Origin of the sequence: Heyndrickxia sp. MSNUG (genome assembly GCF_049532715.1) — a bacterium.
Taxonomy (GTDB): domain Bacteria; phylum Bacillota; class Bacilli; order Bacillales; family Cytobacillaceae; genus Mesobacillus.
On sequence record NZ_CP150978.1, the window covers coordinates 2,961,521 to 2,972,835 of the forward strand.

General features: G+C 40.4%; 13 protein-coding genes. 1 reads left to right on the forward strand and 12 read right to left on the reverse strand.

The genetic code is table 11. The features are described 5' to 3' along the window. Window positions 1-62: 62 nt before the first annotated feature. On the reverse strand, window positions 63-1,133 hold the full coding sequence (gene rsgA / locus AABM38_RS14845; protein WP_423410755.1) for a ribosome small subunit-dependent GTPase A: 1,071 nt from the start codon (window positions 1,131-1,133) through the stop codon (window positions 63-65). A 335-nt stretch (window positions 1,134-1,468) separates the two neighbouring features. Here rsgA and AABM38_RS14850 point away from each other — a divergent pair, with 335 nt between their 5' ends. Further along, a complete protein-coding gene (locus tag AABM38_RS14850) occupies window positions 1,469-2,233 on the forward strand; it encodes a DUF4397 domain-containing protein (protein ID WP_423407130.1) in 765 nt (254 codons plus the stop codon). Window positions 2,234-2,331: 98 nt separating this feature from the next. Here the strand turns inward: AABM38_RS14850 and AABM38_RS14855 are convergent, their stop codons facing one another. From AABM38_RS14855 to AABM38_RS14905, 11 genes are all read right to left on the reverse strand, one after another. Next, the gene (locus AABM38_RS14855) at window positions 2,332-2,913 is read right to left on the reverse strand and encodes a YpmS family protein (protein ID WP_423407131.1); all 582 of its coding nucleotides are present in this window, start codon (window positions 2,911-2,913) and stop codon (window positions 2,332-2,334) included. Between the two features lie 35 nt (window positions 2,914-2,948). Beyond that, window positions 2,949-3,755, reverse strand: a complete 807-nt coding sequence (locus tag AABM38_RS14860; protein ID WP_423407132.1) for an SGNH/GDSL hydrolase family protein — start codon at window positions 3,753-3,755, stop codon at window positions 2,949-2,951. Window positions 3,756-3,880: 125 nt separating this feature from the next. After that, window positions 3,881-4,459 (reverse strand): SCO family protein, encoded by a 579-nt coding sequence (locus AABM38_RS14865; RefSeq protein WP_423407133.1) that lies wholly within the window; start codon window positions 4,457-4,459, stop codon window positions 3,881-3,883. A gap of 106 nt (window positions 4,460-4,565) precedes the next feature. Then, on the reverse strand, window positions 4,566-5,540 hold the full coding sequence (locus tag AABM38_RS14870) for a nucleoside hydrolase (protein WP_423407134.1): 975 nt from the start codon (window positions 5,538-5,540) through the stop codon (window positions 4,566-4,568). 71 nt (window positions 5,541-5,611) lie between these two features. Beyond that, on the reverse strand, window positions 5,612-5,827 hold the full coding sequence (locus AABM38_RS14875) for an ATP-binding protein (protein ID WP_423410756.1): 216 nt from the start codon (window positions 5,825-5,827) through the stop codon (window positions 5,612-5,614). After that, entirely contained in the window at window positions 5,800-7,236 is a 1,437-nt protein-coding gene (locus AABM38_RS14880; RefSeq protein ID WP_423407135.1) for a histidine kinase dimerization/phospho-acceptor domain-containing protein, read from the reverse strand. Before AABM38_RS14880 ends, AABM38_RS14875 begins: the two co-directional genes overlap by 28 nt. A 221-nt stretch (window positions 7,237-7,457) precedes the next feature. After that, the gene (locus tag AABM38_RS14885; RefSeq protein ID WP_423407136.1) at window positions 7,458-8,300 is read right to left on the reverse strand and encodes a DegV family protein; all 843 of its coding nucleotides are present in this window, start codon (window positions 8,298-8,300) and stop codon (window positions 7,458-7,460) included. Window positions 8,301-8,578: 278 nt separating this feature from the next. Continuing rightward, entirely contained in the window at window positions 8,579-8,830 is a 252-nt protein-coding gene (locus tag AABM38_RS14890; protein WP_207499688.1) for a DUF2535 family protein, read from the reverse strand. A 161-nt stretch (window positions 8,831-8,991) separates the two neighbouring features. After that, window positions 8,992-9,993 (reverse strand): hydrogenase expression/formation protein HypE, encoded by a 1,002-nt coding sequence (hypE, locus tag AABM38_RS14895; protein WP_423407137.1) that lies wholly within the window; start codon window positions 9,991-9,993, stop codon window positions 8,992-8,994. 2 nt (window positions 9,994-9,995) lie between these two features. Continuing rightward, window positions 9,996-11,105 (reverse strand): hydrogenase formation protein HypD, encoded by a 1,110-nt coding sequence (hypD, locus tag AABM38_RS14900; protein ID WP_423407138.1) that lies wholly within the window; start codon window positions 11,103-11,105, stop codon window positions 9,996-9,998. Further along, window positions 11,089-11,313 (reverse strand): HypC/HybG/HupF family hydrogenase formation chaperone, encoded by a 225-nt coding sequence (locus AABM38_RS14905; protein ID WP_423407139.1) that lies wholly within the window; start codon window positions 11,311-11,313, stop codon window positions 11,089-11,091. Before AABM38_RS14905 ends, hypD begins: the two co-directional genes overlap by 17 nt. Between the last annotated feature and the right edge of the window lie 2 nt (window positions 11,314-11,315).

Consider the following 11,315-nt stretch of genomic DNA (forward strand, 5'->3'; position numbering starts at 1 on the left):
ACTGATTTGTTACCTGTATCTTTGTCGACAAGCTCAAACATTTTCCGAAGAAGAGGTTAAGTTTATTTTCCTTTGAATTTGGTTTTTTGGCGGATTTCTTTATTGATGTTTTTCCAATGGCGTTTTTCATCGGCTTGTGCCTTTTTATCGACCTTCCTGTCTATATAGGCAAGCTCTTTTTGCAGCTTTTTATAACTGCTGAACCGATTCTCATCCAACACCCCTTCATTGATGGCAGCCCTTATCGCACATCCTGGTTCGTTATTATGGCTGCAGTCACGGAACCTGCAGGAAGAGGAAAATTCTTCAATATCTGCAAAGCTTTCGCTGATTCCCTCATCACTTTGCCAAAGCTGGACTTCCCTCATTCCAGGTGTATCGATAAGCACGGCGCCGCCGGGGAGCTGGATCATTTCGCGGTGTGTAGTCGTATGCTTTCCTTTATCATCGTTAACCCGAATTTCCTGGACTACCTGTTTTTGAAAACCAGTCAGAAAGTTGACCAGACTTGATTTCCCTACACCCGATGACCCGATAAGGGCTACTGTTTTGCCTGGGGATAGGAATTCCTTCAATTCCTCGGTGCCTGTATTCTCCAGCACACTTACGGCTATCACAGGCACACCAAGAGCCACAGCAGCTACCAGTTGGATTTTATCATCGAGCTCAGCTGTTAAATCTGCTTTACTTAATATGATTACTGGATTTGCTCCGCTTTCCCAGGCAAGAAGCAAGTATCTTTCAATTCTTCGCAGGTTCAAGTCATCATTCAATGAATTGACGATAAAAACTGTATCTATATTGGCAGCAACAATTTGCTCTTCTGTTACCATGCCTGCAGCTTTACGTGAAAATTTGCTTTTTCTCGGCAATATCCCGTGGATGGCGCCTTTCTTTTCTCCTGGTGATGTTTTTATCACGACCCAATCCCCAACAGCGGGCAGGTCTTCACGATTTACAGCATCGTAAGTCAGCCTGCCTGCAAGAGTACACAAATATTCACCCTCATCCAGCCATACCCTGTACAAATGCTTATGCTCTAATGCAATCCTCCCAAGCTCATATCCTTTAATCTTAAATTCTTCAAAATGACTTTTAATTTCTTCTGTCAAACCAAATTGTTCAAGTTTCATCATTATTATTTTTTTCCTCCATCATGCTTATAAAATATAAAAAACCACAGGCACACACAGCCCATGGTTTTAAGCATGTAGACAAAAAGACATTAGTCAATTGATCCGCTTAGGTTAGTGGGCTGTGCAATCAGTAATAGTCAGCTTTAAAACAATTGATAATTTTCTCATTGCACTCCACCTGCCTCTCGTTTAATTAATTATAGTATATGGAAATTCATTCCTGTTGTAAAGCCTATTTTTTAATGAAAATTGCGGTTTATGACTCATTCACACCTGACATGCCCATTTTGCATAATTTAGAGTGGAGAACGAACACATTAGGAGTGAGGGGTATGGCTCATAAAAGAAACCAAAATGATTACTTGCATAAAGCTACTATGTATTCATTATTGGCTGACTATTATAAATACCTAGATCCAAATCTGCATGTCATGTATTATCATAAACACCTTCGAAACATGAAGAAAGCAGTCCAATTAATACGCTCAGACACAGTCCCTGCACGACCGGAAACCACAATCCCAGGCAGGCTGCGTTTTTTGCATGCTGCTCCTGACGTGAAATTAGTTGATATCTATATCAATGGAAGCAGAGTTCTGCGCGACTTTGATTATAAAAATAACAGCAGCCACATGCAGCTTGCTCCAGGGAAGTATCAGGTAGATATCTATCCTGCCGGTAAAACGGTATCGACGATCATCAGCAAAAAAATCACAATTGAGCCAGCAAGAATTTATACGGCCGCTATCAGTGGTCCTGACACAAAGTTAAGATTGCTTACTTTTGAAGACCAGCCAATGACACCAATCGGTGAATCAAAGGCAAGGTTTATCCACCTGTCCCCGGATGCGCCAGCAGTGGACATTGCAGGTGAAAATGGAGGAATTATTTTCCCGAATGTTTCATTCAGGCAAGCCACGACATATTTAGGCTTGACTCCAATGACTGTCACACTCGAGGTAAGAGTAGCTGGTACGAAGAACACTGTCATGACGATACCTGATGTTAAGCTAGATCCGAATAACTCATATTCAATAGTGGCTGTCGGGACGGTAAAAGGTGAACCGCCTCTCGAGGTTTTGCTATTACAAGGCTGATTGCCTAAGGCCGGACCACCGGCCTATTTTCATTTCCAATTCCTTTGACAATATAATCACTTTTTTACTATAAAAAAAGACACTCCACACAGGAGCGCCTAATTAGCAGGAACGAACAACGTGAATTTGATGTTGTCTTTTATAAGATCGAATTCATTTACCTTTACCTTAATGTCACTTTTAAGCTTAAGCCTCTGCATAGATACATAAACTCTTTCCTCTTCTGGCTGTATACTGACTGCTTCAGGAAGGTCGTAGCTGTCGCGGACAAATTTAAGCACTGTTGAAACTGGCAGGCGCAGACGGCCAACAGAAATCGATTTCTGATTCAGGACCAGATCCCCGTTTTCCAAAGCTTTTGGTTCAAATGTTAGTCTTAATTCCAATTCTTCACTGAAAAGCGGAAAGGTTCCATAAAGTTCTACTTCATCAGTAAGCAAAACCTGATAATCGATTTTGCTGTTCTTTCCTTCTTCTTCAATATAATGATTGATCACTCTGTTCAAATCACGCTTATTTGTTGCCACTTTGAAAGCGACATCCTCCGAATCCTGGATGTTTTTAACCGGCTCCATCTTTGAATCTTCAGCAGGTGACGCGATCAGGATATACAAAAATAAAATTACTGCGGCGATAAGCCCTAATGATATAAAAAAACCAATCTTCCATTTGTTTTTCATAAAACTATTAACTCCTCTTCCCTATCTATTTGCGGTCAATTCTCTTGGGAATCAACCACTTCCTGACTCAGGATTCCATATACCCTGTCTGCAATCAATTGATAGCCGCGGTCATTTGGATGAAAATAATCAGTATAAAGCAAGTTTTCTTCATTGTTAAGGAAAATATCATGAATATCGACAAAATAGGCATTACCATCCTGATCGACCAATGATTGACTTTGTCTATTCCATTCGTCTACAATCTGGTTCATTTCTTTTACATCAGCAAACCAATTGTAAAACGGATTATAAAGTCCAATCAAAACGATTGGAGCCTCTTGATTCTGCTTTCTGATTAAAGTGAAAATTGATTGCAGCCGCTCCTTAAATATCTGTTGTTCAGCTTTGAAAAGATTCAATTTCAGGCTGGAAAAATTCTCTTTCACCACCTTCATCAAGTCGTTACCGCCGATCGTCAAAATAATCAAGTCAGCATCCTCGATAGAAGCATCTATTTCTTTGCTTTTTAGCCTTTTCAGCAGCTGGTCTGCCCTGTTACCTCTTACTCCAAAATTTTCGAAATTCGCATTCCTGATGGTCTTTTCCTGTTCAAGCTGCTGAGCTAAATAAGGGATATAGCCTCCTGAGTTGGTACTGTCACCCACTCCCTGTGTAAGCGAGTCTCCGGCAGCCACTATATGTAAATCCTTCGGAAAAAATGAAGAAGGCAAGGCATCCTTCAATTCCAATCCAGTTTCCTTAACTTTATTAAGATTCCCTTTTTGCAAGCTCTCAAACGAACTGCAAGAGACTAAAACAACGGCCAGAATAAAATAAAGTAAGGTGAGTTTTTTCTTCAATCCAGTTCACCTGCCTTTAAACGTATTCCTATTATAACAAATACGTCCCAACCTAAAAATTTTTATGGACATTGTTCTTATATTAAACAAAAACAAAAGCAAAAAAAACAGGCCAATTTGATGGCCTATTGCAGTGCTTCTATATCTTCTATGATTTGTTCGAAAGGAACTTCTTTCAGGCCTGTATAATATTTCCTCATGTCACCATTCTGATCTACAAGATAAAAATCAGTTCCATGAATAACCTGGTCACCTGATTGTGGTTTTTTAACAATCGTCTTGAAATTTTCAAGTGCGAATTTTTCTATTTCTTCCTGAGAGTAGCCAGTTAGGAAATGCCAATTCTTGAAATCTACATTAAACTTCTTGCCGTATTCAGTTAAGACCTCCGGCTTATCTACAGTAGGATCCACACTAAATGAGACAATTTCGACATCCTCAAGGCCTTTTTCTTTTATCATGTCTTGAAGCTTTGCCATATTAGCCGTCATCGGAGGACACACGTCCGCACAATTAGTGAAAACAAAATCAGCTACCCAGACTTTCCCTTTAAGATCCTTTTTGCTAAAAGGCTGACCATCCTGGTCGGTAAACTTGAAATCTTCGATCGGATAGTTCTTGGCATCCTTTAGTCCGCTATTTCCACATCCAGCAGCAAGTGCTATCACCGCTGCTAAAACAAAAAATAAAATACCCTTTTTCATACAATCACCTGCATTCTCTCTAATTCTGTCCACAATCATTCTAGCAAACGTTTTTGAGAGAAGAAAGAAAAAGATATGCGAAAACAGTCAAAATAATTGTCGCGACTTAATGATTGCCCTCAGTACTTTTGGAGTTTTTCATCGTTTGGAAAAAATCCTTTATGAATTCAGGATAATTGAAATTAACAGCCACTTTATGAAACGGGAATTCAGCTTTGTCTTCCATGTTCCTGAAATCTCCAATGCTTTGGCCAAATGCTTCGCCAACATTCACGATGACTTTTACTGGTACATCTCTGTATATGATATGATCTTCATTAACAACCGCCCAGAGAGTAAGGACATCATGCAGCGGGGCGCCAGTCAATTTAGGAGTCCTACTTTTATAGAATTTATAGTAGTAATCAAACATCGGTTTTACAAGTTGTCCAACCTTGCTTCCGACAGCGTGATAATAAGCATCAAGCTCATTGATCAAAGCGGGTGTAACAATTGAGCCGCTAGTCACATTGAGAGGAATGATTTTCACCCTTCTTGCTGTCTGATTCAAAACTATATTGGCAGCATACGGATCACCATAAAAATTCGCCTCTGCAACGGGTGTTACATTTCCTGGTTCATTGAATGCGCCGCCCATCAGGTAGAATTCCTTCACTTTTTTCATCGTCTCAGGATACAGGATAAAAGCTGTAGCCAGAGAAGTAAGTCTGCCAACATTCACGATGATGATTTCATTAGGATTTTGTTCGATGACATCCTTGATTCCATGGAAGTTCTCAAGCGAGAGATCTATATCCATTTCCGGTATTATAGGGCCTAAACCTTCTGTCCCATGAACGTCTGGATAAAATTGCGGCGGATTGCCGGTTAGCGGCAATTCTGCACCAGCGAAAACAGGAACATCACGAATGCCAGTAAGTTCTTGGATATAGGCTGCATTCCGAAGGGCGTCCTGTTTGGAAACATTTCCATAATCAGCCACAACACCAACAATTTTAATTTCTTTATTGAAGAACGCATATAAAATGGCTAGATTGTCATCAATCCCAAAATCACTGAAGAACAGCACTTTTTTTACCATAACTGACACCCCCTTTTTATGTATATTGAGGGTAATGAAAAATGATGGCAAAAATTTAAAAGCTCCTGGATTTACTCAGACCCTTCTATTAATAATGGGACCATGATCTCAAAGGTTGTACCTTCACCTTTTTTGCTGGATACCTTAATATGCCCTTTCATCCGTTCAACAATCTGGTAACAGACCATCAATCCCATGCCCGTACCACGTTCCTTCAGAGAATAAAATGCGGTTCCCAGTCTTGAAAGCTCATCCTCCGTCATGCCAATGCCAGTATCCTGAATAATGAAAACACCATATGAACCTTTTTTTCCAAAATCAAACTTAACTTGCCTCCGTTCTTCATCGCCTCTATGCCATTTTTCAGGATATTGATCAGAACCTGCTTTAATTCATTCTTATTGCCCCTGATTTTCATATCTTCTTTAATTTCAGTATGTAAAGAAATATTCTTAGACATCATTGCATATGAGGTCATCAAATCCATCACTTTTTCTGCCATATCCCTGCTATCAATAACCTCCAGCTTGTCAACATCAGGTTTTGCCAGACTCAAATAATCATTTATGATGGTTTCCGCTCTGTTTAACTCCTCTATCATCAGCTTTAAAAACATATGCTCTTCATCACTCATGTCTTTTGCAAGAAAAATTTGCAGAAAGCCTTTGACGACTGTCATCGGATTTCTGATTTCATGTGCGACGGATGCAGCAAGCTGTCCAATCGCATTCATTTTTTCCGCCCTCTGGAGCTCCTGCTGCAGTTTGGTTCTTTCGAAAATATCCTCCATCGTATTAATGGCTTCTTCTAAAAGCAGCGAATCACTTTCATTCATTGATGATTGTCCCAGTTGCTTAGACGCCGCGGAAACCCGTTCAAACAATTGCGAAAGCTGAGCAGCCATTTCATTAAAACGATCACTTAACAAGCTAAGTTCCGACTGGTCTTGAACTGGGAGCCGGACATTGAAATTGCCCGTGCTGATTTCCTTGATTCCATAAAACAAATCATTTACGGGCTTCAGCACCCTTTTCAGTCCCCAATTCAAAGTAATAAAGACCAGAAAAATAATGACAGTCAATTCTATCAGCAAAATTTTCAGTATTTCCGTTTGATTGTTTCTGATGATCGCAGCCTTTGCATCGATGCCAAGAATGGCAACCACATTTCCCTTCTCATCCATAATAGGAGAAAAGGAGGAAATCCATGACCCATATTGATCTTTGAAAATCCCTGTGCTTGTAATCGTTTTTCCTTCCTTTGCTTTTCTGAAGGCATCCATGAATTCGTTCCCCGCATCATAATACATAAGTGATTCGAATGAATACTCTTTGTAAACGTCTGATGCTGCCAGAATATATACTTTATTATTAGGATAAATATCAGGCAAAACCAGATAGGCTCCGAGAAATGAGGCATTGTTGTTATTTACCATTGTAAGAAGTTTCACCAGACGCATACTGGCAGGATTAGCGTTATTTTTCATTTCTGCCGCTATCTTTATATCAGCAGGAGAAAGTGTAGAAGACCAAAGGCCAGCTACTCCTTCTACCCTGTCTTTCATGTGGGATTCCATCTGTTTAGCCTGGAGGTAAAAACTGCTTCCTATGGTCGACACCACTACGAGTGTGGTGATCATAAAGGAGAACAGCAATATTTTATTGAACAATGGCATGTTTTTTATATTAAGCTTCATAAGTGAATTGTCACATTCCATTCGTTTGAAAAATGAATTACTGTGAGTATTCGACGAAATCTTCTATAAATCCTGTTTTCAGCCTCAAAAGAAAAAGGTCCTGAACCCATAATGTTCAGGACCTTGCCGCTTTGGCTTTAAAAAATAATATAATTCTGTTTCAATCTATTACTCATTAACTTTAGCTATGCTATGTATTTATCAAACCGAAATGGAGAACCTTATTCAAAATAATACATAAACCCGATTGCGCCAACACCTGTATGTGTACTTATAATTGGTGTAGTGTCCTCAATGTCTATATCTTCATAACCTGTTGCTTCCTGGATTGCCTCCTTAAGTGTGGCGGCCAACTTCAAACCCTCGGCGTGAACGAGGCCAACACCTTTGATTTTCTTGCCTTTGACATCCTCCGAGAACTGGTTTTTTAGATATTTAACAACCTGCGAGTGGCTCCTCGCCTTGGAAACAGGTGTGTATTCTCCACCTTCAAGCGAAGCAATAGGTTTAATGTTCAATAATGAACCGATCAATGCCTTGCCTTTTCCAATCCTTCCGCCCTTCACTAAATTTTCGAGGGTATCAACCACTACAAAAAGACGAGTCTGTTCCCTGACAGCATCCAACCTGGTAAGTATTTGTTCTACACTCTTACCCGAAGATGCCATTTCAGCTGCCTCGAGCACTTGAAAAGCCAATGCTCTTGAAATAAATCTCGAATCGACTACATTCACTTTGGCAGAAGTCATTTGCGCCGCACTTTCTGCGGAACGAACCGTACCGCTCATCCCGCCAGTCATATGGATTGAAATCACTTCATACCCCTCGCTGCCCAACTGGTCATACACTTTAAGAAATTCCCCAGCAGGTGGCTGTGAACTTTTTGGCAATTCAGGAGAAGCTTTCATTTTTTCGATAAATTCCTTTGGAGTAATATCAACTCTATCTAAATAGTTCTCTCCATTAATGGAAATGGATAAAGGCACTACGGTAATGCCCATTTTTTTAATTAAATCATCACTTAAATCACATGTGGAATCTGTCACAATTTTGATTTTAGTCATAAATTCACATCCCTATCAAAAAACACTATATTTATTATACATTTTCTTTTTAAAAAAATAAAAATATTAGTTGCTATTACATCTATCCCCCGTGCTAACAAGATGTTTTGGGTACAGCCTATTGTCAATTTCCACCTATATCCCTCACTGGATCGTTATACTTTTTGGAAGACTCTTTATCAGATAATCACAAAGTGAATCCTAAGGGGAGAAATTCAGAGAAAAAGTATGCCTATAAAGAATAAAAGCGCCTATCCAGGCGCTTCAAAGGTAAACCATTATGCGTTATTTTTTAATTCGGCCGACTTAAATAACTGTTCGTAATCTGGCCACTTTATTGCTCTTTTTAAATATTCCTTGAATGAATAAAATTTCTTGGCGTTTCGTTCCTGATAGATCGATGTGATGAAAGTTTGCAAACGGACTTGGATCATAAAATAATAGGGGCTCTCTTCCTCCAATACAGGAATATCAACGACTTTAACCTTCTGTCCAACAACGTTTTTGAACTCTAGGCTTTTGAATAGCAAAGTATCAATCCTCTTTTACACCCGTTTGATTATATTATACCCCAAATCACGGTCGAAATGTGTCTGTTTGTGCGGATAATAAAATTTTTTTACTGTCCTTCTGACTTACTTTAAGATATTGATAACGGGGAGCCAGATAACCTGCTTTTTGTTTTCCGACATCAGCATATTCGGGGCAGCATCATCCCAGAAAGCCTGTTAAGAAGCCTTTTTGATCCAATTGGCGTCTCTAACAGGAGACGCCCTCGTTCTATGCCGGTCACTTCACCAATTACAACAGACTCTGCCCCCTCCGGAAATTCTTTTAACATATTCAATATACTGAGTTTCTCCTCATCAGAAACAATTAAGATCGCTTTACCCTCATTAGCTAAATACAATGGGTCAAATCCAACCAGGTCACACATTCCATGCACCTGATCCTTTACAGGTATACTTTCTTCTTTAATGACAATTTCAAGTGAAAAATCTTCAGCAATTTCTACTAGAGTAGTAGCAAGCCCGCCACGTGTTGGATCACGAACAATCCTTACCCCAATGGAATTTTCATATACTTTTGCAAGCATATGGTTTAGAGATGCGCAGTCACTCTCTATCGGGACATTAATTCCAAGTTCACCTCTTGAAGTAAGGACAGCAATTCCATGGTCACCGATTGTTCCAGTAATAATGACAGCATCACCTTCTTTAAAATGAAGGCTGTTGCCGCGTTTTCTATCCATGGCTCCTATGCCTGTAGTATTAATATATACACCGTCAGCGCTTCCTCGTTCCACCACTTTTGTATCACCGGCAATAATTTTCACCCCCGCCTTACAGGCTTCTTCCGCCATATCTACAGTAATTTTCTTAAGGTCGGCAATGGGAAATCCCTCTTCTATCACAAAGCCGCATGTCAGGAATAAGGGAACTGCACCACTTACAGCCAAATCATTGACGGTACCTGCAACAGCAAGCTTTCCGATGGATCCACCCGGAAAGAATAAAGGCTTTATCACAAAAGAATCGGTCGTAACGGAAATATTGCTGCCCGGAATCTCCAGAGTAGAAGCATCGTGCATCGACTCCGTTTTATTCCCAAATGACTTTACAAAGACCTCCTTGATCAATCTATGGCTTAACTCACCGCCATCACCATGAGCTAGACTGATTACTTTTTCCATTATTAACTCTCCCTCATGAATTGATAATGAGCAGAACAGCTTCCTTCAGCCGAAACCATACATGGACCAATCGGGTTCAAAGGCTTGCATGCCTTGCCAAATAAGCTGCATTCATTTGGAGATATCACCCCTCTGATCACTTCTCCGCACCTGCACTTTGTTTTTCTTGGTTCCCCTGGGTTAACCTTGAATCTCCTTTTCGCATCGTATTTGGCGAATTCTTTCTTCAAGTCCAATCCGCTGCCAGGAATGATTCCTATACCTCGCCATGCTTCATCGCTAAATACGAAATACTTTCGCATCCACTCCTGGGCAAGGAGGTTCCCTTTTTTGGTCACAATTGCTTTGTGATCGTTTACGATTTTTATCTCATTGCTGATGGCCAGATTAAGAAGTTTGTAAATTCCACTAAGCAATTCGGCTGGCTCAAATCCCGTAATTACTCCTGATATCCTATATTCCTCCGCTAGATAGCTATAAGAATCCTCCCCTATAACGATAGATACATGTCCTGGAAGGAGAAAGCCGTCGAGCTGAATTTCCCCAAGATCAAGCAAATGACGAAGAATGGGTTCAACAAGCTTTGTTGTCATCCACACACTGAAGTTTTCGAGTCCTTTTGATACAGCTTCTTCAACCAGCAGTGAGAGGATCGGAATCGTCGTCTCAAACCCTACGCCTAAAAAAACAATTTCCTTTTCTGGTCGTTGCTCAGCAATTTTTATTGCATCAGTTGGCGAATACAATACACGGATATCCTTTCCTGCTGTCTTGGCGGACAGCAGTGTTTGTTTAGATCCCGGCACCCTCATCATATCTCCAAAGGTGCAAATGATTCTTCCCTCCCCTTCTGCCAATGCAATCATAGCATCAATAGACTTCTGGTCTGTGACGCAGACAGGGCAGCCTGGGCCGGAGATTAAATTAACTTCATCTGCTATTGCCTGTTTAACCCCTGACCTAGCAAGTGCCATTGTATGTGAACCGCATACTTCCATAAATGCCGGCTTTCTGCCATGTATCCTGAAAAATTCCCTGGCCTTTTCCTTTACAGCTTCAGCCAAAGGCCTGCAAATCTCGGTACTAGAAGATTGCTTAAGGAGTTCTAACATCTATGAGATTCCTCCATTCCGCGACGCTTTGTCTAGCGTATTCCTCATCAATGATTGACATTGCCTGTCCCGCGTGTAAAATGACATATTCACCAAGTTTTACTTCCGGAATAAAAATGATTCCCACCATAGTAGTCGTTCCCAATACATCAACTACCGCAGTAAATTCATTCTTTTCTATCACTCTTGCAGGAACTCCGACACACATGA

What these genes read in the sequence shown, in the direction of transcription:
- AABM38_RS14885 (WP_423407136.1), bottom strand. Translation starts at nt 8,300, where the DNA reads ATGACTAAAATCAAAATTGTGACAGATTCCACATGTGATTTAAGTGAT.
- hypD (WP_423407138.1), bottom strand. Translation starts at nt 11,105, where the DNA reads ATGTTAGAACTCCTTAAGCAATCTTCTAGTACCGAGATTTGCAGGCCT.
- AABM38_RS14905 (WP_423407139.1), bottom strand. Translation starts at nt 11,313, where the DNA reads ATGTGTGTCGGAGTTCCTGCAAGAGTGATAGAAAAGAATGAATTTACT.
- rsgA (WP_423410755.1), bottom strand. Translation starts at nt 1,133, where the DNA reads ATGAAACTTGAACAATTTGGTTTGACAGAAGAAATTAAAAGTCATTTT.
- AABM38_RS14870 (WP_423407134.1), bottom strand. Translation starts at nt 5,540, where the DNA reads ATGGTAAAAAAAGTGCTGTTCTTCAGTGATTTTGGGATTGATGACAAT.
- AABM38_RS14855 (WP_423407131.1), bottom strand. Translation starts at nt 2,913, where the DNA reads ATGAAAAACAAATGGAAGATTGGTTTTTTTATATCATTAGGGCTTATC.
- AABM38_RS14850 (WP_423407130.1), top strand. Translation starts at nt 1,469, where the DNA reads ATGGCTCATAAAAGAAACCAAAATGATTACTTGCATAAAGCTACTATG.
- hypE (WP_423407137.1), bottom strand. Translation starts at nt 9,993, where the DNA reads ATGGAAAAAGTAATCAGTCTAGCTCATGGTGATGGCGGTGAGTTAAGC.
- AABM38_RS14880 (WP_423407135.1), bottom strand. Translation starts at nt 7,236, where the DNA reads ATGAAGCTTAATATAAAAAACATGCCATTGTTCAATAAAATATTGCTG.
- AABM38_RS14865 (WP_423407133.1), bottom strand. Translation starts at nt 4,459, where the DNA reads ATGAAAAAGGGTATTTTATTTTTTGTTTTAGCAGCGGTGATAGCACTT.